23 protein-coding genes are annotated in these 24,632 nt (G+C 71.9%); 14 read left to right on the top strand and 9 right to left on the bottom strand.

From position 1 onward, the window contains the following. The first annotated feature begins 115 nt into the window (after positions 1–115). Together PWG71_RS10030 and PWG71_RS10025 are read left to right on the top strand one after the other, a co-directional pair. A complete protein-coding gene (locus PWG71_RS10030) occupies positions 116–1,087 on the top strand; it encodes an ABC transporter ATP-binding protein (RefSeq protein WP_274809312.1) in 972 nt (323 codons plus the stop codon). Next, positions 1,084–1,926, top strand: a complete 843-nt coding sequence (locus PWG71_RS10025) for an ABC transporter permease (protein ID WP_274809311.1) — start codon at positions 1,084–1,086, stop codon at positions 1,924–1,926. Before PWG71_RS10030 ends, PWG71_RS10025 begins: the two co-directional genes overlap by 4 nt. Positions 1,927–1,995: 69 nt before the next feature. Here PWG71_RS10025 and PWG71_RS10020 read toward each other — a convergent pair whose 3' ends face one another. Both PWG71_RS10020 and glpX read right to left on the bottom strand, forming a co-directional pair. Next, positions 1,996–3,588 (bottom strand): hypothetical protein, encoded by a 1,593-nt coding sequence (locus PWG71_RS10020; protein ID WP_342455958.1) that lies wholly within the window; start codon positions 3,586–3,588, stop codon positions 1,996–1,998. Between the two features lie 290 nt (positions 3,589–3,878). After that, positions 3,879–4,895 carry a class II fructose-bisphosphatase gene (gene glpX, locus PWG71_RS10015; protein ID WP_274809309.1) on the bottom strand — a complete coding sequence of 339 codons (1,017 nt, stop codon included), beginning with the start codon at positions 4,893–4,895 and terminating at the stop codon, positions 3,879–3,881. A gap of 153 nt (positions 4,896–5,048) precedes the next feature. On the opposite strand from glpX, the gene PWG71_RS10010 reads away from it, so the two are divergent. Both PWG71_RS10010 and PWG71_RS10005 read left to right on the top strand, forming a co-directional pair. After that, on the top strand, positions 5,049–5,660 hold the full coding sequence (locus PWG71_RS10010) for a TetR/AcrR family transcriptional regulator (protein WP_274809385.1): 612 nt from the start codon (positions 5,049–5,051) through the stop codon (positions 5,658–5,660). A 50-nt stretch (positions 5,661–5,710) separates the two neighbouring features. Next, positions 5,711–6,274, top strand: a complete 564-nt coding sequence (locus PWG71_RS10005) for a DUF4245 domain-containing protein (RefSeq protein ID WP_274809308.1) — start codon at positions 5,711–5,713, stop codon at positions 6,272–6,274. A gap of 78 nt (positions 6,275–6,352) precedes the next feature. Here PWG71_RS10005 and PWG71_RS10000 read toward each other — a convergent pair whose 3' ends face one another. Further along, positions 6,353–7,324: a 4-hydroxy-3-methylbut-2-enyl diphosphate reductase gene (locus PWG71_RS10000; protein WP_274809307.1), complete on the bottom strand. Its 972-nt coding sequence runs from the start codon at positions 7,322–7,324 to the stop codon at positions 6,353–6,355. Between the two features lie 315 nt (positions 7,325–7,639). Between PWG71_RS10000 and PWG71_RS09995 the strand changes: the two genes are divergently transcribed. The 4 genes from PWG71_RS09995 to PWG71_RS09980 all read left to right on the top strand — a co-directional run bounded on the left by PWG71_RS09995 (position 7,640) and on the right by PWG71_RS09980 (position 10,513). After that, positions 7,640–8,275, top strand: coding sequence for a hypothetical protein (locus tag PWG71_RS09995; protein ID WP_274809306.1), 636 nt, complete (start codon positions 7,640–7,642; stop codon positions 8,273–8,275). Between the two features lie 149 nt (positions 8,276–8,424). Continuing rightward, positions 8,425–8,907, top strand: a complete 483-nt coding sequence (locus tag PWG71_RS09990) for a DUF3060 domain-containing protein (RefSeq protein ID WP_274809305.1) — start codon at positions 8,425–8,427, stop codon at positions 8,905–8,907. Between the two features lie 68 nt (positions 8,908–8,975). Further along, complete coding sequence (gene xseA / locus PWG71_RS09985) at positions 8,976–10,226, top strand: exodeoxyribonuclease VII large subunit (protein ID WP_274809304.1); 1,251 nt, start codon at positions 8,976–8,978, stop codon at positions 10,224–10,226. Between the two features lie 2 nt (positions 10,227–10,228). Further along, positions 10,229–10,513, top strand: coding sequence for an exodeoxyribonuclease VII small subunit (locus tag PWG71_RS09980; protein ID WP_274809303.1), 285 nt, complete (start codon positions 10,229–10,231; stop codon positions 10,511–10,513). 209 nt (positions 10,514–10,722) lie between these two features. Here PWG71_RS09980 and PWG71_RS09975 read toward each other — a convergent pair whose 3' ends face one another. From PWG71_RS09975 to PWG71_RS09965, 3 genes are all read right to left on the bottom strand, one after another. Continuing rightward, positions 10,723–11,292 (bottom strand): DUF6542 domain-containing protein, encoded by a 570-nt coding sequence (locus PWG71_RS09975; protein WP_274809302.1) that lies wholly within the window; start codon positions 11,290–11,292, stop codon positions 10,723–10,725. Between the two features lie 280 nt (positions 11,293–11,572). Then, positions 11,573–12,829: a DNA recombination protein RmuC gene (locus tag PWG71_RS09970; RefSeq protein WP_274809300.1), complete on the bottom strand. Its 1,257-nt coding sequence runs from the start codon at positions 12,827–12,829 to the stop codon at positions 11,573–11,575. A 14-nt stretch (positions 12,830–12,843) separates the two neighbouring features. Then, positions 12,844–13,467, bottom strand: a complete 624-nt coding sequence (locus PWG71_RS09965; RefSeq protein ID WP_274809299.1) for a TetR/AcrR family transcriptional regulator — start codon at positions 13,465–13,467, stop codon at positions 12,844–12,846. 136 nt (positions 13,468–13,603) lie between these two features. Here PWG71_RS09965 and PWG71_RS09960 point away from each other — a divergent pair, with 136 nt between their 5' ends. Next, positions 13,604–16,072: a beta-glucosidase gene (locus PWG71_RS09960; RefSeq protein ID WP_274809298.1), complete on the top strand. Its 2,469-nt coding sequence runs from the start codon at positions 13,604–13,606 to the stop codon at positions 16,070–16,072. A 95-nt stretch (positions 16,073–16,167) separates the two neighbouring features. Here the strand turns inward: PWG71_RS09960 and PWG71_RS09955 are convergent, their stop codons facing one another. Continuing rightward, positions 16,168–17,178 (bottom strand): LacI family DNA-binding transcriptional regulator, encoded by a 1,011-nt coding sequence (locus PWG71_RS09955; RefSeq protein WP_274809297.1) that lies wholly within the window; start codon positions 17,176–17,178, stop codon positions 16,168–16,170. Between the two features lie 180 nt (positions 17,179–17,358). Here PWG71_RS09955 and PWG71_RS09950 point away from each other — a divergent pair, with 180 nt between their 5' ends. The 4 genes from PWG71_RS09950 (at position 17,359) to PWG71_RS09935 (ending at position 21,447) form a co-directional block, all read left to right on the top strand. Further along, positions 17,359–18,657, top strand: coding sequence for an MFS transporter (locus tag PWG71_RS09950; protein ID WP_274809296.1), 1,299 nt, complete (start codon positions 17,359–17,361; stop codon positions 18,655–18,657). 40 nt (positions 18,658–18,697) lie between these two features. Further along, positions 18,698–19,393, top strand: a complete 696-nt coding sequence (locus PWG71_RS09945) for an alpha/beta fold hydrolase (RefSeq protein WP_274809295.1) — start codon at positions 18,698–18,700, stop codon at positions 19,391–19,393. 79 nt (positions 19,394–19,472) lie between these two features. Continuing rightward, the gene (locus tag PWG71_RS09940; RefSeq protein ID WP_274809294.1) at positions 19,473–20,546 is read left to right on the top strand and encodes a 5'/3'-nucleotidase SurE; all 1,074 of its coding nucleotides are present in this window, start codon (positions 19,473–19,475) and stop codon (positions 20,544–20,546) included. Positions 20,547–20,733: 187 nt separating this feature from the next. Beyond that, positions 20,734–21,447 (top strand): alpha/beta fold hydrolase, encoded by a 714-nt coding sequence (locus tag PWG71_RS09935; protein ID WP_274809293.1) that lies wholly within the window; start codon positions 20,734–20,736, stop codon positions 21,445–21,447. Between the two features lie 125 nt (positions 21,448–21,572). Here the strand turns inward: PWG71_RS09935 and PWG71_RS09930 are convergent, their stop codons facing one another. Beyond that, on the bottom strand, positions 21,573–22,526 hold the full coding sequence (locus tag PWG71_RS09930; protein WP_274809292.1) for an FkbM family methyltransferase: 954 nt from the start codon (positions 22,524–22,526) through the stop codon (positions 21,573–21,575). A gap of 274 nt (positions 22,527–22,800) precedes the next feature. Between PWG71_RS09930 and ychF the strand changes: the two genes are divergently transcribed. Continuing rightward, positions 22,801–23,886 (top strand): redox-regulated ATPase YchF, encoded by a 1,086-nt coding sequence (gene ychF, locus PWG71_RS09925; RefSeq protein WP_274809291.1) that lies wholly within the window; start codon positions 22,801–22,803, stop codon positions 23,884–23,886. A gap of 299 nt (positions 23,887–24,185) precedes the next feature. Here ychF and PWG71_RS09920 read toward each other — a convergent pair whose 3' ends face one another. Continuing rightward, entirely contained in the window at positions 24,186–24,626 is a 441-nt protein-coding gene (locus tag PWG71_RS09920; protein ID WP_274809290.1) for a hypothetical protein, read from the bottom strand. Positions 24,627–24,632: the final 6 nt, after the last annotated feature.

Genomic DNA, 24,632 nt, shown 5'->3' with positions numbered 1-24,632 from the left:
CGCGTTCGCCCCGTCCGACCTCCGGGTTTCGATGGCCCCTTTTTCGGACACGGAGGGCGTTCGCGCCGCGTAAAATCCGTGGATTTTCGTCGTACCCGGGCCCTACCGTGGCCCTATGACCTCTTCCGACCCCGGTCTCCACGTCTCGGACCGCGCGACGGCGACCCCGAGCGCGTCTCCGGACGTTCCCGCGTTGCACCTGCGCGGAGTCGTCAAACGCTTCGGATCGCTCACCGCCGTCGACGGCCTCGATCTGGAGGTCCCCCAGGGAGTCGTCCTGGGGCTCCTCGGCCCCAACGGCGCCGGCAAGTCGACGACGATGAAGATGCTCACCGCCCAGTCCCTCGCCGACGAGGGCGAGATCCGCATCCTCGGCCACGAGATCCCCGCCGAGTCCAAATGGGCCCGCGCCCGCATGGGCGTCGTGCCCCAGCACGACAACCTCGACGAGGAGCTCACCGTCGAGCAGAACCTGCGGATGTTCTCGTTCCTGTACCGGGTGCCCCGCGCCCGCCGTCGAGAGGCCATCGCGCGGGCCATGCGCATCGCCCAGCTCGAAGACCGCGGCGACACGGTCGTCGAGGACCTGTCCGGCGGCATGCGCCGACGCCTCCTCATCGTCCGCGCCCTGTTGCACCGACCCGAACTGGTCCTCATGGACGAACCCACCGTCGGGCTGGACCCCCAGGTCCGCCAGGACCTGTGGGGCGTCATCGACGCGCTCCGCCAAGAGGGGGCGACGGTGCTCATGTCCACCCACTACATCGAGGAGGCCGAACGCCTCTCCGACGAGGTGGCCCTCATGGCGGCGGGCCGGATCATCGAACGCGGCACCCCCGCCGACCTGGTCGCCAAGTACGCCGGCACCACCGTCGAGGAGTACACCCCCGACGAGCACGGCATCGACGCCCTGGAAAACCTCATCCGCGACCACGGTTTCACCACCCGCCGCACCGGCACCGCGGTGTCGGTCCTGCGGGCCGAGGAACTGCCCCCGTCCCTCCGGGACCGGCTCACCGTGCCCCTGCGCCGGGCGAGCAACCTGGAGGACGTGTTCGTGACCCTGACAGGAGAGAGTGTCGATTGAGCATCGACCACACCGACGCGCGTCGACTGCGAGACCGGGAGGACGCCCGGCCCGAGAACCACGCCCGACCCGGTCGGTTCGAGATGGACGCCGTCATGGGCATCGTCGCCCGCGAGTGGATCCTCTACGGCCGGTCGTGGCGGGCCACCACGTTCGCCGCCGTCGTCGAACCCACCCTGTACCTGCTCTGCTTCGGGTTCGGGATGGGCGCGCTCATCGGCACCCTGGCCGGCTTCAGCTACATCGACTTCCTCGGCACCGGCATCGTCGCGGTGTCGGTGATGTTCCAGTCGATGATGCCCGCCGTCATCAACACCTTCATCAAGCGCCGTTTCCTGCACACCTACGAGGGCATCCTCGCCACCCCCATCGACGTCCGCGAGCTCGTCACCGGCGAGGCCCTGTGGCTGGCGATGCGCTCCGGCGTCTACGGGTGCGTACCGCTGCTGGTGGCCATGGGGTTCGGACTGCGGCCCGGCCTCGGCGGCCTGCTGGTGCCGTTCATCGCGTTCCTCGCCGGGTTCGCCTTCGCGCTGTTCGGCATCTGGATCTCCGCGGTGATCACGTCGGTGCGGTCCATGGACTACGTGTTCAGCGGCCTGTTCACGCCGTTGTTCCTGGTGGCGGGCACGTTCTTCCCGCTCACCGAGCTGCCGGGCTGGGTCCAGGGCGTCGCCGTGATCAACCCGCTCTACCACGCGGTCGAACTCATCCGCGGATCCGTCTTCGGCGGGCTCGACGCCGGGGCGCTGCTGCTGCACATCGGTGTCCTGGTGGCGTTCATCGTGCTCATGTGGTTCCTGGCCGGGTTCCAGATGCGTCGCCGCATGGTCGGCTGACCGGGCGTGTGAGAACGAGGGAGCGGCGGGGGCCCAGACCCCCGCCGCTCCTTTTCGCCGTGCCGGACGTCAGCCCGCGCTGGGCGCCCAGCGCAGCTCGACGGTGCTGCGCGCACCCTCCTCGGTGACGCTCAGCGCCATGCCGAGCGCGCCCCACTCGTCGGGGTTCTCCACGTCGTTGGTGGTCAGCACCTGGCGCATGTCGAAGTACCCGGCCATCACCGCGCTGTCCATCTCCTGCATGGTCTGCTGGAAGACCGGGTCGTCGGCCAGGCGGCCGGTGCCGCTGCTGCCCTGTGACACGACCACGGTGTCGCCGTCGCCCGACACCCCCGGCGGGATGGAGTACGGGTCGTCGTTCGCGAGGAAGTCGGTGATGGCCGTCTCGTCACCGCCGACGGCGCGGTACTGGAACGAGATCTGCTCGCTCCCGTAACCGCCGAAGAAGTCGTCCAGGCTGATCTGGGTGATGCCGAACGACGTCGACGAACCCAGCAGATCGCTGAAGCCCTCCGGCATGGAGATGCCCATGCCGTTCATGCCCCGCTCGAACTCCTGCTGCTCGCCGGAGCTGCTGAAGAACGGGATCTCCTCGCTGTCGTAGGCCTCGATCAGCGCCTGGTCCAGTCCGCTGGCGCCGACCGCGATCACCGTGTTGTCCGGCAGGTCGCCCAGGGCGGTCACGCTCTCGCCCGGTGCCTCCGACAGCCAGGACAGGTCGGCCTCGTTGACCTCGAAGGCGAAGGCGTCCATCCGCGCCTCCAGGTACTCGCCGTCGACCCGCACCGACGCGGTCGCCCGACCGGAGAAGTCGGCCGTCTCCGTCGAGAGCTCCGACTCGAACTCCCGGGCGAACGCCTCGATCCCCATGGCCGCGCCCAGATCGGCCCAGGCCACGGCCAGACTGCCGGAGGCGACACCGGAGATGTCCTCGGAGAAGACGTCGTTGTCGGCCAGCGAGCCGTGCTCGTCGATCTGCCGCTCCAGATCGGACAGGGCGGCGTCGGAGTGGGTGAAAACGAGGTAGTCGCCGTCCACCGAGTAGGCCAGGTCCTCCTCCTCCGAGGCGATCCCCGCGAAGTCCTCGTCGGCCTTGCGCGGGTCCTCGACGGCCAGCGCGACGGCCATCGCGACGCCGGCGCCCTCCTCCACCTCCGCGTCGCCGGAGACGGGCCACACCGAGAAGCCCACGCGCTGGCCGATCCACTCCTCGACCCGGTCCTGGCTCGGGGAGCTCTCGGGGAACGCATCGACGAACACCTCGGCGAAGAGTCCGGTCATGTCCCCGTCGGGGGTGTCCGTCTGCTCGGTGACCTCGGCCGGGAGCCGCTCGACGAACTCCAGCAGCTCGATCGCCTGGGATCCGTCGATGGCCAGGTCGACCTTGCCGAACGCCAGGGAGCTGCCGGGGAGCACCTCCTCCGGCTGGGTGCCGCCGAAGCTCACCAGGGACACGGTGGCCCACACGGTGCCGGCCATCAGCACGACCGCGGTGCCCGCGGCCGCCGGGATGAGCCAGCGGTTGCGCCGGGCGCCACCGCCGCCGGGCGGTACGGGGCCACCGGGGTATCCGGGGCCACCGGGGTATCCCGGGCCACCAGGGTAGCCGGGGCCGCCGGGAGCGGCGGGGTAACCGGGACCGGCGTAGTGCTGTCCGGGCATTCCGCCGGGGGGAGCGGCGCCGGGGGGAACGGCGCCCGGCGCCGGAGGGTGCCCCTGACCGGGCAACCCTGGCTGATGCGGCTGCCACTGGGGCTGCTGGTGGGGATCAGGGTAGGACATCGGACCTCCGACGGAATTCTCACAGGCGCGGTGTCCGCGCTGCCGACGACATCTCTGATGCCGGTTCACCCGGATGTGGTTCTCTCGCGCGGACGTGAAGACATGGGAGCGGGTGGTCGACGCGGTGTTCCGGGGCCCGCGACCGACCACCCGTGTGAGGGAACGGAGGGTCAGAGCTGCGGGGCGGAGGTCAGGTCCACACCGCTGTAGGCCGCCAGCTTGCCCAACCGGTGCTCGCTGAGCACCTGGCGGACGGTGCCGCTGCGGCCCCGCATCACCAGCGAGTCGGTGGTGACCCGAGAGGACTCGTAGCGCACGCCGCCGACCAGTTCGCCGTCGGTGATGCCGGTCGCCGCGAAGAACACGTCGTCGGAGGAGACCAGGTCGTCGGTGTGCAGCACCCGGCCCAGGTCGTGCCCGGCCTCGACGGCCCTGGCGCGCTCGGCGTCGTCCTTGGGCCACAACCGTCCCTGGATGACACCGCCCAGGCACTTCATCGCGCACGCGGTGATGATGCCCTCGGGGGTGCCGCCGATGCCCAGCAGCAGGTCGACACCGGTGCCGGCGCGGGCCGCCATGATCGCGCCCGCCACGTCACCGTCGCTGATGAACTTGATGCGGGCGCCGGCGTCGCGCACCTCCTTGACGATCCGTTCGTGCCGCGGCCGGTTGAGGATGACGACCGTCACATCCTGCGGCGACTTCCCCTTGGCCCGGGCCACCGCCCGGATGTTGTCGGCGACGGGAGCGGCGATGTCCACCACGTCGGCCGCCTCGGGGCCGGCGGCCAGCTTCTCCATGTAGAACACGGCGGACGGGTCGAACATGGACCCGCGCGGGCTCAGCGCGATGACGGCGATCGCGTTGGGCATGCCCATCGCGGTCAGGGTGGTGCCGTCGATCGGGTCGACGGCCACGTCCCATTCCTGGCCGCCGCCGTCGCCGACGCTCTCACCGTTGTAGAGCATCGGGGCGTTGTCCTTCTCGCCCTCGCCGATGACCACGGTGCCGTTCATCGACACCGTGCCGATCATGTGACGCATCCCGCGCACGGCCGCACCGTCAGCGCCGTTCTTGTCGCCCTTGCCGACCCAACGGGCCGCCGCCAGCGCGGCGGTCTCGGTCACGCGGACCAGTTCGAGGGCGAGGTTGCGGTCGGGCGCGGTGGGACCGCCGGGCTGTGACATGGAGCGACACCTTCCGTCAGGGGAACAGGGTGGGATTCACGTCTTAGGGTAGTCACCCGACGTGATCCGCCCTCTCCATGGGTACGCTCCCGTGTCCGGTCGGACGCGTAAGGTCTACCCTGGCGTGATCGGGACGGGAGTGAGGGCGTGACAGTGGAAAAGACGGACAGGCCGACACGGGTCTCCCCACGAGGGGCGGCGACGCGCAGTGCCCTGCTCAAAGCCGCCGCCCAGGTCTTCCGCACCGTGGGGTTCGCCAAGGCCGGGGTCAGCGAGGTCGTCGCGGTGGCCGGCGCCAGCGTGGGCAGCCTCTACCACCACTTCACCGGCAAGGCCGACCTCTACCTCGCCCTGTACGAGGAGTTCCAGCAGCGCCAGCAGGAGCGCACCCACCAGGCGGTGATGGACGCCCGGGCCCGGGGTGAGAGCGATCCCACCCGGCTGATGAACCTCGCGGCCCGCGCCTATCTGCTCGGCTGCATCGAGGAGAGGGAGACCACACGGCTGTTCTTCAGCGGTGACGGCCCGCCCGGGTTCGAGTACCAGTTGCGGGCCCGGCTCACCAAGTGGACCGACCGCAACGTCGCCCTGTACCGCAAGGCCGACGAACCGGTGGACGAGGCCCTGCTGATCGTGGTGGCCGGCGCGATGCTGCTGGCCGTCGCCGAGGTGGTCAACCGCGACGACGCCGACGCCCGCCGACTGGCCGACGACATCACCCGGCTGCTCGACCAGCTCCAGCCGCGCGGGCGCCGGGACGGGTAACCGCACCCCGGGTCGGTGTGCTCCACGACCTGCGGCAAGCTGGAGGCGTCATGAGTGAGCACAGCCGGTCCAGCGCGACCTTCAAGAACTACGCCATCTCCCTCGGCGTCATCGTCGTCATCGTCCTGGCGTTGGCGTTCGTGGTCTCCACGCGCTCGGGCGAGAACATCCCCTCCGTGGACTACCGGCCCGAGGCCGACGTGGTGCGTGAGGCCGCCGACTACCCGGTGACACTGCCCGCCGCGGACCTCGTCGAACGGGGGTGGACGCCCACCAGTTCGACCCTGGACACCACCGGTCCGGTCGAGTGGAGCGTCGGTTTCGCGACCGCCGAGGACAGCCATGTGATGTTCACCCAGAGCGACGGCGACCCGGACGCGGTCGTCTCCGCCCGGGCCAGGGACGCGGAGGAGACCGGCACGGTCTCGGTCGGCGGCCGCGAGTGGGAGCACCGCGAGTCCGAGGAGTGGTCGGCCCTGGTCCTGCGCGAGGACGGGTACACGCTGGTCGTGGCCGGCCCGGCCGACCTCGACGAGCTGGCGGGGTTCGCCGGCGGCCTGGTGACGGACGACGACTCCGACGCTTCGTCGCCCGCGCCCACCGAGGAGGACTGACCCGGACCGCGCCACATGAGGAGGGCCCCGGGCGTTTCGTCGCCCGAGGCCCTCCTCATGTGTTCCGCGCTCGCGCGACTACTCGGCGCGCAGGTCGCGACGCAGCTCCTTGGGCAGGGAGAAGGTCAGCGTCTCGTCGGCGGTGGTCACCAGGGCCACGTCCTCGTAGCCGTGCCCGGCCAGGCGCCGGAGCAGCTCCTGGACCAGGATGTCCGGCACGGAGGCGCCGCTGGTGACGCCCACGGTGGTGACGCCCTCCAGCCACGCGTCGTCCATGAGCGAGGCGTTGTCGATCAGGTGGGCGGCGTCGGCGCCGGCGGCCAGGGCGACCTCGACCAGCCGCACCGAGTTGGAGGAGTTGTCCGAGCCCACCACGATGACGAGTTCGCACTCGGGGGCCATCGTCTTGACGGCGACCTGGCGGTTGGTGGTGGCGTAGCAGATGTCGTCGCTGGGCGGGTCGAGCAGGTTCGGGAACTTGGTGCGCAGGGCGTCGACGGTCTCGTTGGTCTCGTCCACCGACAGGGTGGTCTGCGACAGCCAGGACACGTTGTCCGGGTCGCGGACCTCCAGCTTGTGGACCTCGTCCGGGCTCTCCACGATCTGGATGTGCTCGGGGGCCTCACCGCTGGTGCCCTCGACCTCCTCGTGGCCGATGTGGCCGATGAGGATGATGTCCCGGTCCTCGGAGGCGAAGCGCTTGGCCTCCTTGTGGACCTTGGTCACCAGGGGACAGGTGGCGTCGATGGTCTTGAGGCTGCGCTTGGAGGCCTCCTCGTGCACGGCCGGGGAGACGCCGTGGGCGGAGAACACGACGATCGCGCCCTCGGGCACCTCCTCGGTCTCCTCGACGAAGACGGCGCCGCGCTCCTCCAGGGTTCGCACCACGTGGGTGTTGTGCACGATCTGCTTGCGGACGTAGACGGGGGCGCCGTACTGCTCCAGGGCCTTCTCGACGGTGATGACCGCGCGGTCCACACCGGCGCAGTAACCCCGGGGGTTGGCGAGAAGCACACGGCGTTGCTTGGTGTCGGTGGTCGTCGCTGTCATGTGTCACATCCTAGGTGGGCTCCGAAGGTGCGCCGTGCGGGAGTGGGAGAGCACACGTCTTGAAGGCCGGCGGGAGGCTTCGCGCCGCGGCGTGGGCCCGTACCCGGGGCCAAGGTGACGGTATCGCAACGGCGGGCCTCCGGTTCTGCTTCGAAGTGGCGAAATCGTTCACTTATCTCCTGCTCATGGTGTTCCTCCCTCCTCTATCCTGGTTCACCATCACCATGTGTTATAGGCGGTTCGCCCTCACTCGGCCCGGCTCGGACCGCGGAGCGTGACCCGCCCACGCCGAGAGCAATCAGGAGCCCCCGTCACATGTCGAACCCGACAATCGCCACGAAAGTCGTGACCCTGTTCAAGGGCCTCTTCGGGCGCAAGGAAACGGTCCCCACCCCCGCCGAGAAGGAGACCGCCTCCGCCGAGTCCGCTGCGACGGAGGCCACCGCGACCGTCGAGACCCCGGTCGCCGAGGCTCCGAAGACCGAGGAGGCGGCCGCGCAGGAGAAGGTCGCCGAGCCCGTCGAGGACAAGGCCGAGCCGGTCGAGGACAAGGCCGCCGAGAAGGCGGAGACGCCCGTCGTCGAGGCCCCCGTCGTCGAGGAGCCCGTCGCTGAGGCCCCCCCGGCCGAGGAGCCCGTCACCCCCGCCACCGCCGACCTCACCGAGCCCGGCGAGACCATCGCGGAGGAGATCGCGGTGGCCGAGGCCAAGACCGAGGTCGCCGACACCGAGGTCCTGGAGAAGGTCCGCAAGGAGAACGCCCCCGCCGTCGAGGACCTGGCCGTTCCCACCTACGACGCGCTGACCCTGCCCTCGGTCCGCGCCCGGCTGCGCAAGCTCACCATCGCCCAGGTCCGCGACCTGCGCGCCTACGAGGTCGCCCACCAGGGTCGCGCCGAGTTCATCAGGATGTACGACAACCGCATCGCCAAGCTGGAGACCGAGGCCTGAGGGTTCGCGATCCGCGAGGGGGACCGGCGACACGGACCGGACGGGCGCCGCCGAGCACGGCGGCGCCCGTCCGCGTGCCGGGGAACCCGGCCGACGGTCGGGGCGTCTCACCCGTCGAGAGATCGACGCTCCCACCGAAAGGCCCCACCATGAGTGCTCCCCTCGCCCGTCGCACCCCGGCCGTCTTGGCCGCCGCACTCCTGTCGGCCGCGGTCTTCGGGCTCACCGGCTGCTCCTTCAGCCTCCCCGGCGGCCAGGAGGTCGGTGTCGACCCCGACGGCGTGTCCGTCGGGGAGGGGGACAACGAGGTCTCCGTCGACGGGGAGGGCGGTGTGAACATCGGTCTCGGAGGCGACGACGTGCTCACCATCGCCTCGGGCCAGGGCGACGTCACCGAGGACTGCGCGGGCCGCGCGGTCAACGTCGTCGCCGAGCGGGCCCGCGTCGTCCTCAACGGTTCCTGCACCACCGTCACCGTCACGGGCAGCGACCTCGACGTGCACATCGGCTCCGTGGAGTCCGTCCACATCGTCGGGACCGACAACACCGTCCACCACGCCTCCGGCGAACCGACCGTGACCGACCTGGGCAGTGGCAACTCCGTCTCCTCCGGCGGTGACGCCGCCCCGTGACCCCGGCCCCGTGACCCTCCGCCGCGCTTCGGCCCGACCGTCACACCCCTGGCCTAGGCTCGGGTGTCATGGGCATGGAGAGTTCCCCCGAGGCGCCACAGCCGGTCCGCGTCGTCCTCAACGCCGTGGGCGGCTGGATCGGCCGACTGGGCCGGATCTGGGTCGAGGGTCAGATCGCCGAGTTGAACCGGCGCGGTCGCATGGCCTATCTGACCCTGCGCGACCCGGTCGCCAACGTCTCGGTGCGGGTGGTCTGCCAGACCTCGGTCCTGGACGCGCAGCAGCCTCCGCCGGAGGCGGGCGCGCGCGTGGTGGTGCACGCCAAGCCCGACTTCTACGAGGTGCGCGGCACCTTCTCGCTGCGCGCCCTGGAGATCCGCCACGTCGGCCTGGGTGAACTGCTGGCCCGTCTGGAGCAGCTGCGCCGCACCCTTCAGGCGGAGGGCGTGTTCGCCCCCGAACGCAAGCGGCCGCTGCCGTTCCTGCCGGGTACGGTCGGCCTCATCTGCGGACGCGACTCGGCGGCCGAGCGCGACGTGCTGGAGAACAGCCGTCGCCGTTGGCCCGCGGTGCGCTTCGAGGTGCGCCAGGTCGCCGTTCAGGGCGATCGCGCCGTGCGCGAGGTGATGGAGGCGCTCAAGGACCTCGACTCCCGCCCGGAGGTCGACGTCATCGTCATCGCCCGCGGCGGCGGCTCCCTGGAGGATCTGCTGCCGTTCTCCGACGAGGCCCTGGTCCGCGCGGTCGCCGCCGCCCGCACGCCGGTGGTCAGCGCCATCGGCCACGAACAGGACGCCCCGCTGCTGGACCACGTCGCCGACGTGCGCGCCTCCACGCCCACCGACGCGGCCAAGAGGACCGTCCCCGACGTGGGGGAGCAGCTGGAGATCATCCGTCAGCTCCGTGACCGGGGCCGTCGGGTGCTGAGCGGCGCCTTGGACCGGGAGAACGCCTGGTTGGCGTCGATCCGCTCCCGCCCGGCCCTGGCCGACCCGGTCCGGGAGATCGACCGCCTCACCGAACAGATTCTGGACCTGCGCGAACGCTCTCGGCGCAACCTCGCGGTCTCCCTGGACCGGGCCGCCGAGAACCTGGTCCACACCCGGGCCCGCCTGCACGCGCTGTCCCCGGCGACCACCCTGGCCCGGGGGTACGCGATCGTGCAGCGCGCCGACGGCTCGGTGGTGCGCTCGGCGGCCGAACCCGACGTGGGGGAGTCCCTGCGGGTGCGTTTCGCCGAGGACGGACTCACCGTCACCGTGGACGCCGTCGACGACGGCCCCGGCGCCGAGCCCGACAACACCGGAGGAGAACGATAGACATGGCCGACAAGGGTGCCGCGAAGGCCCAGAAGCCCGCGAAGACCGATAAACCCGACGAGCCGGAACTCGGCTACGAGGAGAGCCGCGAAGAGCTCAACACCGTGGTGCGCCGGTTGGAGGCGGGCGGATTGAGCCTCAAGGACTCCCTGGCGCTGTGGGAACGGGGGGAGGAGCTGGCCCGTATCTGCGAGCGCTGGCTGGAGGGGGCTCGCGCCACCATGGCCGCCGCCATGGACGAGCGGGAGAAGGACGACGCCCCGGGGAACGCGGACACGCCCTTCTAAGGCGTGTTCCGCGGATACTCACCCCGTCGCGAGCGGAGGGCGGCTGCGCCGTAGGCGTCCGCCGAGGACCTTCCCGGGGCGTCGCGCGGTGGGGCGGGTACTCGCGGAACACGGGCTGGGGCGTCAGTCTCCTCGGGCCCGGGGCCCGGTCTCGCGCGGGCCGTGGGGAGAGGGCGACGAGGTCCGGGGCCGTCGGGGGACGGTCCCGGTCACCTGCGGCCGTTCATCTGGTCGCCCAGTTCCCGGACGTTGCCGGGCAGCCCCCGGAACACCCCGATGACCAGGACCAGGGCGGTGCCCAGGAACAACCACGGGGCGACCTGCGCCAGACGGGAGGCCAGGGCGAGCAGGAGCACCCGGGCGAAACCCTCGTTGCCCAGGGCGAGCACGCTCTCGGCGGCGACCACCGCGGCGAAGAACGCGATGGGCGGGCTGACCGACAGTGACAGCAGGTCGCCCGTCCGGACCAGTGACACGGTCAGCAGACAGGCGAGCGTGAAGGCGACACCGGGCGCCGTGGGCAGTTCGGCCACGTGCGCGAGCACCGTTCCGGTGACGCTGAAGAGGGCGATGACCAGGACACCGCCCCGGCCGGTGAGCCGCGGGCCGTTCTGGCGGGCGCGGGGGGCGGCGGGACGCGGACCGTTCTTCGAGAGGGCCCCCGTCGGCCGCGCGGGTCCGGGCTTCCTGTTCTTCTGCGCGGTGCGGCCATGGCGGTCGGGCCGCACGAAGTACGGTGCCCGCCCGGGTTCCGGGCCGTCCGTCTTCCGCGTGGGCATGGCCGTTCGCCTCCCAAGTGTGTTACTCACAGTGTTTAGTGTGTCACTTCTCGTGAGTGTTCGGTGTCTTTTCCGGGGAACGTGTCGTCATTTCGTCCACTTGCCCCTTCCGTGCCGAACACGCCTTCCTCCCGTTGGACACCGGGATGGACCACCGTGGTTCCGGATGTTCGCGGATGAAGTGTCCACATTCGTCCCGAGAGTCGACGAGGGCGCCGGAGGGTCGACCTTTTCGGCCGGGGAAGAGCATTCCGATGTTCCCGGGCTCGCGTCTTTCTTTTTAGGTCGCTCCGTTGTGCCCGTTGTTTGTCAGCCGAATACTCGCATCCTCGGTGAGTTCCGGGGAGGTGACCGTCCGGGGCAACTCCTCCACCCCCGGGGAGCGCCCCAGCTCCTCGTCCACCAGGCCCAGCTCCTCGAACCTGCGCGCCGTCACCAGCACCCGGTTCTCCAGCGAGCCCACCGTCCGGTTGTAGGCCGAGACCGTCTTGGAGAGCGACCGCCCCAGATCCTCCACGTGCCCGCCCAGTGTGGCCAGCCGCGAGTGCAACTGCTTGCCCAGGTCGAACACCGCCCGCGCGTTCGCGCTCAACGCCTCCTGCTGCCAGGCGTACTGCGCGGTGCGCAACAGGGAGATCAGCGTCGTCGGCGTCGCGATGTGCACCCGACGCCCCATCGCGTACTCCAGCAGCGCGGGGTCGTGCTCCAGCGCCGGCGCCAGGAACGCCTCGCCCGGGATGAAGAGCACCACGAACTCCGGTGAGGGGCTCAACCCCGACCAGTACGCCTTGTCGGCCAGCTGGTCCACGTGTGTCCGCAGGTGGCGGGAGTGCGCCCGCAGCCGCTCCCGCGTCCCCTCCTCGTCGCCGGTCTCCACCGCGTCCAGATAGGCCGACAGCGGCACCTTGGAGTCCACGACGATGTTCTTGCCGCCGGCCAGGCGCACCACCATGTCGGGTCGGCGGGCCCCGTTGTCGACGGCCACCTGCTCCTCGAAGTCGCAGCGCGCGCTCATCCCCGCCAGCTCCGCCACCCGGCGCAACTGCACCTCTCCCCACCTGCCGCGCGCCTCCGGCCGGCGCAGCGCCGTCACCAGGGACCGGGTCTGATCGCGCAGCCGCTCGGACCCCTCGCGCACGTACTCGACCTGCTTGGCCAGCTCCGCGTGGGCGGCGGCCCGGCCGACGTCGGCTTCGCGCAACTGGCGTTCGACCCGGTCGAGCATCTCGGTCAGCGGCTCCACCATGCGTTCCACGGCCCGGCGCCGCTCGTCCATATCGTGCCCGGCCTGGACGCCGACCGCTCGCAACCGCCCCTCGGCCAGATCCAGGAAGTTCCGGTTGGTCTGGTCCAGGGCCTGGGCGGACAGCGCCCGGAACCGTTCGGCGAGCCGCTCCTCCATGAACTCGGCCCGTTCCCGCGCCGCCGCGGCCTCGGCCCGTGCCCGTTCGCCCTGACCCCGGGCCAGGAGCCACCCGAGCGCGACGCCCACGGCGATGCCGATGAGGAGTATCGCCACCAGTGAGAGGAGATCCATGGCGCCCCATGGTGTCAGTCCGTGCGGTCCCCGGTCTCCCCGCCACGCAGGACATCGGTGAGCACTCCCATCAAGTCCGGCATGTCCACCGCCCCGGGGGCGTAGGACCACTGGAGCTGGAGACCGTCCATCGCGGCGATGAGCAGGGTCGCCGCCTGCTCGGGGGTGGCCCCGCCGGCCAGCCGGTCGCCGTGGGCGGTGCGCAGGGCGTCGGCGAGGCGGACGCGCAGCGCCGCGAAGCGTTCGGTGAAGTAGTCGCCCGCGGGGTGGTCCTCGGCCAGGCCCTCGGCGGACAGCAGGGTGTAGAGCCGCACCACGCCCGGTCGCCCGGTGTTGCGCTCGACCACGTCGCGCAGCCGGTCCAGGTCGCTCAGCTCGCCGAACTCGGCGTCGTCGATCTCGTCGCGCCGGCTCAGCACGGAGATCAGCAGCGACTCCTTGGTGGGGAAGTGGTGCAGGAGCCCCTGCTGGCTGAGGCCGACCCGCTCGGCGACGGCGGCCAGGGAACTGTTGTGGAACCCGTGTTCGGCGAACTCCTCCAGGGCGGCGTCGACGATCTGCTCGCGTCGCGCCGTGGCCGGCGGGCGCCCGCGGCCGCGCCGGGGGCCCGTGGCGGGGACGGTTCTCTCGTTGCTCATGTCGGGTCTCAGGCTAGCCGCCCCCGTCGATCTCGGGGTGGGGCTTCCCAACCTCAGGTTAAGCGTTTAACCTGAGGTTCATCATTTCCCGAGTGCTCGGTAGGTAAATTCCGTGCGCGACCCCCGGAGGTTTCCCATGCGCGCATCCGACGACGCCCGCGAACGCCGTGTCGAGGAGGCCCTGGCCGCCCTCGACCTGGAGGGCCTGGTGTCCCTGCTCTCCGGCGATTCCATGTGGGCGCTCCCCGCGAACCCCGCCATCGGTCTCGGCCGCCTGGTCATGTCCGACGGCCCCGTCGGGGTGCGGGGTGAACACTGGACCCCCGACGACCCCTCGATCCAGCTGCCGAGCCCCACCGCCATCGCCGCCACCTGGGACCGTGACCTCGTCCGCACCGCCGGGCACCTGCTCGCCCAGGAGGCCAGGCGCAAGGGCGTGCACGTCCTGCTCGCCCCCGCCGTCAACATGCACCGCTCCCCGCTGGGCGGCCGCCACTTCGAGACCTACTCCGAGGATCCCCACCTCACCGCCGAGATCGGCGCCGCCTACGTCCTCGGCGTTCAGGAGGGGGGCGTGGCCACCACCGTCAAGCACTTCGTCGCCAACGACTCCGAGACCGACCGCTTCACCGTCGACGTGCGCGTCGACGAGCGCGCCCTGCGCGAGATCTACCTGGCCCCGTTCGAGCGCATCGTCGCCAAGGCCCGGCCCTGGGGCGTGATGGCCTCCTACAACAAGGTCAACGGCACCACCATGACCGAGCACGCCGAACTCAACGCGGTGCTGCGCGAGGAATGGGGCTTCGACGGCTTCATCGTCTCGGACTGGACCGCCGCCCGCGACACCGTCGCCGACGCGCTCGCCGGCCTGGACGTGGCCATGCCCGGACCCAACTCCGTCTACGGCCGACACCTCGTCGACGCCGTTCGCGACGGCCGTGTCCCGAAGGAGGTCGTGAGCGGTCTCGCCCGCCGGGTGCTGCGTCTGGCGGCCCGGGTGGGGGTGCTCGACGGCGCCGATCCCGTCGTGGCCCCGGCGGACCGGCCCGCCGACCTCGACGGTCGCGCCGTCGCCCGTGAACTCGCCGCCCGCTCCTTCGTCCTGCTGCGCAACGAGAACGCCTCCCTGCCCCTCGCCCCCGCCCGGGTCCGCCGCGTCGCGCTCATCGGACTGCCCGCCGCGGAGGCCCGCACCAGTGGCGGTGGCAGCGCCGGCGTCTTCGCCGAACGCATCGTGTCCCCGCTCGAAGGACTGCGCGCCGCACTGCCCGACGACGTCGAACTCGTGCACGTCGTCGGCACCGACCCCCGCACGAGCCCGCCCCCCGTGCGGGCACCGCTCACCGCCGTGTTCCGGGCGGCCGACGGGCGGGCCCTGACCACCGAATCCCTGTCCGACGGCACCGCCCGCTGGATCGGGGAACTCCCCTCGGGGGTCTCCAACACCGAGCTCGACCGCGTCGAGGTCGGCGGAGAGTTCACCCCGCAGGAGAGCGGCGACCACCTGATCGGCATCTCCGGCGCGGGTCGCTACGTGCTCACCGTCGACGGCGCCACCGTGTTCGACGGGGAACTGCTCGCCGAGGGCGACGACCCGGCCGCCGCCATGTTCGCCCCGCCCACCACCACGGTGCCGGTCGCGTTGACCGAGGGGAGGCCGGTCCGGATCACCGTCACGAAGGCCCACGAGGACCTGGGGATGGGCGACTTCGCCTTCATCGGGTTCACCCTCACCCACCGCGCCCCGCTGGCCGACGAGGCCGACCTGCTGGCCGAGGCGGTCGAGACGGCCCGCGGCGCCGACATCGCGATCGTCATGGTGGGGACCACCGAGGAGGTCGAGTCGGAGGGCTTCGACCGGGACTCCCTCGTCCTGCCGGGCCGCCAGGACGACCTCGTCGCCCGTGTCGCCGAGGTCAATGACCGCACCGTCGTCGTGGTCTCGGCCGGAGCGCCGGTGGAGATGCCCTGGCGGGAGGACGTGTCGGCGATCCTGCTCGCCTGGTTCGGCGGCCAGGAGGTCGGCGGCGCGCTCGCCGACGTGCTGCTCGGTGAGGCCGACCCGTCCGGACGGCTGCCCACCACGTGGCCGGCCGCTCTGGCCGACGCCCCGGTCTCCGCCGTGGTGCCCGAGGACGGTGTGCTGGAGTACGGCGAGGGCGTGTTCATCGGCTACCGGGGCTGGGAGCGCGACGGCGTCGCCCCCGCCTACTGGTTCGGTCACGGGTTGTCGTACACCGAATGGCGCTACGACACCCTCCAGGTCGCCCCGGTCGAGAACACCGAGGCGGGGGAGGAGCCCCTCGCGGCCCGGGTGCGCGTGCGCCTGACCAACGTCGGCGAGCGGGCCGGCCGCGAGGTCGTGCAGGTGTACCTGGCCCCGCACGAGCCGGGCGACCGCCCGGCCAAGGTCCTGGCCGGGTTCGCGCCCGTGGCCGCCGACGCGGGGGAGACGGTCGAGGTCGAGGTCGCCGTTCCGCGCGACGCCATCCGCACCTGGGCCGAGGACGCCGGCGAGTGGGAGTACGTCGCCGGAGGATACGACCTGCTGGTGGGGCGCTCCTACGCGGACACGCGCCTGACCGCCCGCGTCGAGCTGGAGTAGCCCGTCGCCCAAGGAGAGGGGAGCGGGCGGCGCGCGGGCGTGCCGTCCGCGGTCCGCCCGGGGACCCCGTGCCCCTCCCCCCGGGCCGCGCGGGGTCAGGTCTGACGGCGGACGGGCACCGGGGACCACGGTGAGAGGTGGACCTCGGTGCCCTCCGTGATCGACTCGACGACGCGGCGGGCGATCTCCTCCGGGCTCTCGCTCTCCACGCGCACGCTGGACAGTGTGGGCCGCAGCATGCGGCACAGCATCACGTCATCGGCGCCCATCAACCCCACCCGGCCCGGGACGTCCACCCCCGCGTCGAGCAGGGCGCCCAGCAGCAGCCCGGCGAACTCGTCGTCGTAGCCGAACACGCCCTCGGGCAGACCTTCCTCCCCCCACGCGGCGACGATCCCGGCGGCCGACCCGGGGGAGTACGCCATCTCGTGGACGCGCACCGACGCGCCGACCTCGGCCGCCGCCTCGCGCACCCCCTCCAACCGGCCCTCACCCATGACGCGCAGCGGCGGGTCGACCGGCACCACCACCGCCAGGTCGCGGTATCCGCGTTCGAGCAGGTCCCGGCCGGCCGCCAAGCCGATCGCCCGGTGGTCCATGACCAGGGTCGACAGCCCCGTGCCCTTCGCGGCGGCCGGGTCCGACCCCATGCCGAACACCCGGATCCCCGCCTTGAGCAGCAGCGCCACACCGGCCGGGGTGAGCCGGTCGTCGCCGGCGATGACGGCGGCCGGTCGCAGCGCGGCCCAGGAACGCGCCGCCTTCACCCCCCTGTGGCGTTCGGCCCCGTACTGCATGAGCGTGTAGCCCAGGTCGCGCAGGGCGCGGGTGAACTCGTACAGGAACCCCGTCGCCAAGGGCCCGTGCACCACGTCGAAGTGGACGTACAGCACGAGGTCCCGGCTCCCGGTGCGCAGCGACCGGGCGTTGGCGTGCGGGACGTACCCCAGTTCGTCGGCGATCGCGCGGACCCGCGCCCGGGTCTCCTCGGGGATGCGTGCGCCGGCCGGGGCATCGTTGAGCACGTACGACACGGTCGCGGTGGACACACCCGCCTGTCGGGCGATGTCGGTGATGGTCGCGGGCCGGGGGCGGATCGAAGTCATGCGGCTATCTTGCCCTGCCTGTTCGGGGCCGGGATGGGGGCGCCCGGCCTGGATGTGCGCTCGTGTGAAGTTCTGATGACGAGGCCGTTGACAATGGTTAAACGTATAACCTAGCTTAATCGCATAACCAACGCCTGAACAGGTGTTTCTCACTCCGGCTCACGCCAAGGATGATGCGACATGTCCGAACACGTATCCCCCCTCTCGGACCAGGGACCGCCTTCCGCGACCACGCCCGCGACCGGCCGCCGGAGCATGCGGCGCCTGATCCCGATGCTCGGTGTCGGCAACCTCGCCGTCTACGCCTTCTACCTCGGCATCGGCGCCGTCCTGCTGCCTCTCCAGGTCCAGGGCCTCACCCCCGGGGACGAGGAGGCCGCGGTCGCCAACCTCGGCCTGGTCTCGGGCATCGCCGCCGTCTTCGGCACGGTGTTCAACCCCATCGGCGGCGCCCTCTCCGACCGCACCCGCTCCCGGTGGGGTCGGCGCAACCCGTGGATCCTCGGGGGCGCGCTGGCCGGATTCCTGCTGGTCCTCGTGCTCGGCTTCGCCGACTCCCTGCTCATGGTCGTCGTCGGCTGGTGCCTGGCCCAGGGCGCCATGAACCTCCACCAGGCGGCCGTCACCGCGATCATCCCCGACCGTGTCCCCTACGGACGCCGGGGCACGGCCGCCGCGGCCATGGGCATCGCCATCGCCCTCGCCGGTGTGGTCGGCACCGGCGTGGCCACGCTGTTCACCGACTCCCTCCCGCTCGGCCACATCCTCCTCGGCGGTCTCGTCGTGGCGGTCGCCGTCCTGCTCACCACCGCGACCCACGACCCCCGCGGCGACGAACTCCCCCCGCGGGTCGCCGCCGACCGGATCGGCCCCCTCGCCGCCCTGGGCCGTTTCCTGTCCGCCCTGTCCCACCGCGACTTCGCGCTGGTGTTCGTCGGCCGCGCCCTGCTCTTCCTCGGCTACTTCCTCATCTTCGGGTTCCAGCTCTACATCCTCGACTACTTCATCGAGCTGCCCGAGGGCCTGGCCCCCGCCGCCGCCGTGACGATCCTCAGCCTCATCACCGCCGTGGCCACCATCGTCACCACGGCGATCGGGGGACCGCTCTCGGACCGCTTCGACCGCCGCCGTCTCTTCGCCCTGGTCTGCGGTGTGGTCTCGGCCGGCGCGATGCTCATCCCCTTCTTCGTGCCGACCTGGACGGGGATGCTCGTCTTCGCCCTCGTCAACGGCAGCGCCTTCGGCTGCTTCATGGCCGTCGACACGGCGCTGGCCACCCTGGTCCTGCCCAGCGGCGCCGACGCCGCCCGCGACATGGGCGTGCTCAACATCGCCGCCGCAGGACCGCAGGTCATCGCCCCGTTCGTCGCCTCGGCGATCATCCTCCACCTCGGCGGCTACGGCTCCCTGTTCCTGGTCGGCTCCACCGTCGGCCTGCTCGGGGCGCTCGCCATCGTCTTCGTCCGCGGTGTCCGCTGACCCCGCCCGCCACCCCGCACGACCACCGAAGGGATTCCCCATGGAACTGGCCACCTACGACAGCGGTACCGGCGACCGCACCGCCCTGCTGATCCACGGCGCCATGTCCGACCACGGCACCTGGCACGCCGTCGAGGCCCATCTGATCGGCCTGGGTTACCGGGTGATCGGTGTCGACATGCGCGGGCACGGGCGCAGCCCGCGCGGCGACTACGGCGTGGCGGCGCTGGGCGACGACCTGGTCGACTCGCTGCCCGTCGGCGCGGACCTGGCCATCGGTCACTCGATGGGCGGTCTGGCGCTGGCCCTCGCCGTGGAGCGCCTGACCCCGGCCCGCGCCGTCTACTCCGACCCCGCCTTCGGGTTCGCCCAGGTCACCCCCGGTGCGAGCGAGGCCATGCGGCGGATGGTGGCCGAGGCCACGGCCGAGAGCGTGCGCGCCATGAACCCGCGCTGGAGCGACGCCGACATCGCCGCCGAACTCGCCGGGTTCGCCGCCTTCGACCCGGCGTTCTTCGACGTCATCGCCGACGCCGCCGATCGTGACCCGATGCCCGCCGAGGCCGTGGTGCCCTCCCTGGTGCAGCTGGCCGACCCCAGCTTCACCGTCGACGCCGAAGGCGCCCGCCGACTGACCGAACGCGGATTCGAGGTCCGGACCGTCGTCGGTGCCGGGCACTGCGTCCACCGCGACGACCTGCGCGGTTTCCTGGCCTCCCTCGACGGCTGGCTCTGACCCGACCGCGCGGTGCCCGTCCCCCCACGGGCACCGCGTCCCGCCCCACCCCTGAGACCCCCCGACCGAAGGACCCGTCATGACACCGATGCGGCGCACGCTCGCCTCGACCGCCCTCCTCCTGATCGCCGCCACCGCCTGCGCCGCCCCCGACGACCCGTCGGCCCCCGAAGGGCGCGTTCTCGCCGACTTCCCGCCCGCCTCGCTGGAGGGTGTGCGCGTCCTCGTCGGCAACGACGACTCCATGCGCGGCGAAGAGCCCGACGGCGGCGACGGCCTGGGCCTGTACGCCCTGCGCGCGGCCCTGTGCGACGCCGGTGCCGACGTGGTCGTCTTCGCGCCCTGGGCGCAGCAGTCGAGCATGAGCGCCGCCCTGTCCCACGAGGGCGCCTTCGGACTGGGGGCCCCGCCGGCCCCGCCCGAGGAGTACGCCGACGCCTGCTCCGACGCACCCTCCGGCGGCGCGGTCCACGGGGTGTGCGTCGAGGAGGGGCCCTGCCGCCCGGACTCGCCCAGCGCCACCCCGGTGGACGCCCTCGGCTTCGCCCTCGCCCACGGCCTGCCCGAGGTCGTCGGCTGGGACGGCCCGCCGGACCTGGTCGTCTCCGGCGTCAACTCCGGCCCCAACGTCGCCTCGCAGATCCCCCACTCGGGGACGATCGGCGTCGCCTCGGCCGCCGTCGCGGCCGGGGTGCCCGCGCTCGCCCTGAGCGCGAGCGTGAACGAGGACCTCGTGGTCACCCCCGAGACCCTCACCGCCACCGCCGCCTTCGGCACCGACCTCATCGCCCGGATGCACGGTGCCGACCTGCTCACCGGCGGGTCCGACGGGTACGTGGTCAACGTCAACCACCCGGCCTCACCCGACGGCGCGCCGGGCACCGACGTCCGCTGGACCCGGGCGGGCGCCGGGACGGTCCTGGCCGTCGACTACGAGGGAGAGGACGCCTTCACCCCGGCCATGCGGCTGTGCGGACCCGAGGCGCCCGGCTGTCTCCCCGAGACCCGGGACGACGCCGACGCCATCGCCCTGTTGGCGGAGGGGGCCGTGTCGGTGAGCGCGCTCACCGTCGATCGCGCGTACGCCTCCGGTGAGGACCCGACGACGGTCGAAGGGCTGTCCGAACTCGTCACCGTCCTCGGGAACGGCTGAGGGCCGGGGCTCCGGGCCCGGCGTCGGAGGGGCGGAGTCGAGGAAGGAAAAATGCGCGGGCGCGTCCGATTCCGGTCATTTCCCTTCTCGTCCTCCGGATCGTCCGAGAAGCTGAGGTGACCGACCCGGTCGACCGGCCTCTCCCATCCCGGTCCCGGACGGCTCTCGCCCCTTTGCAAGGAGTCCCATGAACCTGGAGACCTACACCAACGGCAGCGGAGAAAGAACGGCGATCCTCGTCCACGGGGCGGCGGCGGACCACGGAACCTGGCACGCCGTCGAATCCGCCCTCATCGAGCGCGGCCACCGCGTCGTGAGCGTCGACATGCGCGGGCACGGGCGCAGCCCGCGCGGCGATTACAGCCTGGCGGCGCTGGGCGACGACCTGGTCGACTCGCTGCCCGTCGGCGCGGACCTGGCCATCGGTCACTCGATGGGCGGTCTGGCGCTGTCCCTGGCCGTGGAGCGCCTGGCCCCGGCCCACGCCGTCTACGTCGACCCGGCCTTCCGGCTGCCGCCCATGCCCGCCGACGCCGGCGAGCGCATGCGCCGGGTGTTCGCCACCGCCGACGCCGCGCACGTGCGCGCGATGAACCCGCGCTGGAACGATCTCGACGTCGCCCGGGAACTGGCCGGGTTCGCCGCCTGCGACCCCGAGTTCTACACCTTCGTCGCCGAGGAGGTCGCCGGTCGCGACCTCCTGCCGGACGAGCCGCACGTGCCCTCCCTGGTCCTGCACGCCGAGAACACCATCACGATCGACGCCCGGACCGCCGACGAACTCGCCGACCGCGGATTCGACGTGCGCATGGTGCCGAACGCCGCCCACTGCATCCACCGCGACGACCTCCCCGGGCTCCTCGCCGAACTCGACTCCTGGGTCCGAGTGGCCGCGACCTGACCGGAGCGGGGCGCGAATCGGTCGCGCCCCGACCCCTCCGGACGGGGGCTCCCCCTCCCGGGGCGGTGACGGCACCCCGAGACCGGTGGACCCCGCGGCCGCTCCGCGCCATCGGCGGGGGCCGGTCAGGCGCAGACCTTCAACGCCTTCCGCCAGGCCTCCACCGACGTCCAGAAGCCCGACCCGGCGGGCTCCGGTGTGAAGAGCCAGGTCCTCTCCCACGCCGGGGACGCCCGACCCGCGATCTCCCGGCTCGGCGGGTACGGCGGCCGTCCGTTGACCGGGTACCACGTGTACTCCAACGGCTCCAGCAGGGCCATCAGGCGTTCCTCCAGGCCCCGCCCCGGGCGTACCTTGACCAACATCCACGGCCGGAACCGGCGCAGCACCTCCAGGCCGCCCGCGATCACGTCCGGTTCGGTGCCCGCCGTGTCGATCTTCAGCACGCTGGGGGAGCAGCCCACCGACTCGTTCCACCGGGCCAGGGTCGCGGCCCGCACCGTGATCCCCGACAGGTCGTGGCGACCGGACCGCTCGATCGTGTTGCACATGTCGTTGTGCCGGGCCCGTCGCAGGTACGCGGTGCCGTTGTGGTTGCTCAACGCGACCTCCGCCACCGTGAACCCCAGTTCGGCCCCCTCGGACACGGAACGGGCCGCCGCGGCGATCTCCGGGGTCGGCTCGAACGCGAACACGGGCCGTCCGGAACGCGCCGCGGCCAACATCGCGTACACCCCCACCCCCGCGCCCACGTCGAGCACCGCGCCCGGCCGTGTGTGCCCGAGCATCGCGAGGAAACAGGACAGGCTGTCGGGTTCGTGCCCGGCCAGGCCGTGGGCGGCCAGTCGACGGGGCACCGTCAGGTAACCGGGCAGGTGCAGGGTCACCGAGTCGGGGCCGAGTCGGCGGGCGTCGGTGTCCGGGCGGGGCAGGTCCAGGGTGAAAACGCGGCTCCACGGGGGCACCCTGGCGGGGTTCAGACCTCCCATGCTCCGCGGTAGCCGGACGCGTATCCGCCGGGTGGCGAATCGCACCAGCGGGTAGCGGCGCACGAGTTCGCGAAGTTGATCGGTGACCATGCTCTCTCCCCAGGGAACAGGACCTCGGGACCGGGGCGCGCACCCGGGTCGACCCCGGGACGCGCCGGTTCCCGGCCCCGTGGCCGTGGCACGTCGGCCGGAGGGGACGGAGGGGAAAGGGGCCGACGGTTCGGACATCTCCCGCACCGGTCCCCGGCGGCATGAACCGAACCTACTGTGAGTAGTCATCCCTGCGCACTGTGTTTCGGTGAATGGCCCCGCTTTCCTCCCCGACGGACCGCCCGCCCCGTCGGGCCGCATAGACTCTCACCTTGTGAGTCTGTCTATCGGGATCGTCGGACTGCCCAACGTCGGCAAGTCCACCCTCTTCAACGCGCTGACCAAGAACGACGCTCTGGCCGCGAACTACCCGTTCGCGACCATCGAGCCCAACGTCGGAGTCGTCGGCGTGCCCGATGGCCGACTCGGTAGGCTCGCCGAGATCTTCGGCTCCGCCAAGATCCTCCCGGCGACCGTCGACTTCGTCGACATCGCCGGCATCGTGCGCGGCGCCTCCACCGGCGAGGGCCTGGGCAACAAGTTCCTCGCCAACATCCGCGAGAGCGACGCGATCTGCCAGGTGATCCGGGTCTTCGACGACCCCGACGTCACGCACGTCGACGGTGAGGTCGAACCCTCCCGCGACATCGAGACGATCAACACAGAGCTGATCCTCGCCGACCTCCAGACCCTGGAGAAGGCCCTGCCGCGCCTGGAGAAGGACGCCAAGCGCAACGCCAAGGACAAGGACTCCCAGGAGCTGCTGGCCGCCGCCCGCGCCGCCCAGGACATCCTCGACGGCGGCACCTCGCTGTACGCGGCGAAGGACGTCGACCTGGCCCGCCTGCGCGAGCTGAGCCTGCTCACGGTCAAGCCGTTCATCTACGTGTTCAACCTCGACAGCGGCGAACTCGCCGACGAGGCCCTGCGCGCCAAGCTCCAGGAGCTGGTCTCCCCGGCCGAGGCGATCTTCCTGGACGCCAAGATCGAGGCCGAGCTGGCCGAGCTGGACGACGACGAGGCCCAGGAGCTGCTGGAGTCCATGGGACAGACCGAGTCGGGTCTGGCCCAGCTGGCCCGCGTCGGGTTCGACACCCTGGGGTTGCAGACCTACCTCACCGCCGGGCCCAAGGAGGCCCGCGCCTGGACCATCAAGAAGGGCGCCACCGCCCCGGAGGCGGCGGGGGTCATCCACACCGACTTCCAGCGCGGCTTCATCAAGGCCGAGGTGGTCTCCTACGACGACCTGATCGCGGCCGGCGACATGCAGGCCGCCCGTGCCGCGGGCAAGGTCCGCATGGAGGGCAAGGACTACGTGATGGCCGACGGCGACGTGGTGGAGTTCCGCTTCAACGTGTAGGCGGGGAGCGCGACCGCCGGTCGGGCGATGACACCCGAGGCAGGGGCCGGATCTTCGGATCCGGCCCCTGCCCGTCGTTCCCTGCGACCGGATAGGTCTCGGCGAGGGCCCGGCGCCGGAACGCTCGGCCCGAACGGCGGGACGCCCAGCGGGACAGGGGCCGACGGGACGTTCGGGGTGCCGGGCACGGCCCGGACCCACACGAGGACGAGGAGGCCGGACGCGTCCCGGAGAGGCGGGGCGGGGCGCCACCCGGTTGTCGCGCCGGGGCGTTCCGAGGCCCTCGTGAGCCGTACGGGTCAGCCGGAGTGCATGGGCTCGTAGTGGCCCTCGTGCCCCGTCGGGCGGGGCAGGAAGTCGGGCACGGTGCGCCGGGCCGCGTTCCGCAGTCGCTCCCGGGCCTCCTCCTCCAGTTCGTCGAGCGGGTGGCCGTCGAGGGCGTCCCGCCACGACGCCGGCGCCGTGAAGAGGGTCAGGGCCTCCGCCAGGTCGGCGGCGGCCAGCGTGGCCCGCCCCTCGGAGTCGGCGTACAGCACCGGCCGTGGCGTCCCGGCCGGACCGCACAGGAAATACGTGCCGCCCGAGGCGCACCCCGCGATCGGGACGGGGCGTTCGCCGTCGGGCAGCTCCAGTTCCTCGATCGGGTCCACCCGTTCGACGTCGAAGTCCCCGACCAGGTCCAGCGCCGCCCGCAGCGCCCCGTCGTCCCGGATCCGCGCCAACACGTCCTCATCGTCCATGCCCGC

Source organism: Nocardiopsis sp. N85 (genome assembly GCF_028882275.1).
Lineage (GTDB): Bacteria > Actinomycetota > Actinomycetes > Streptosporangiales > Streptosporangiaceae > Nocardiopsis > Nocardiopsis lambiniae.
This window is presented reverse-complemented; position numbering and strand designations above follow the sequence as displayed.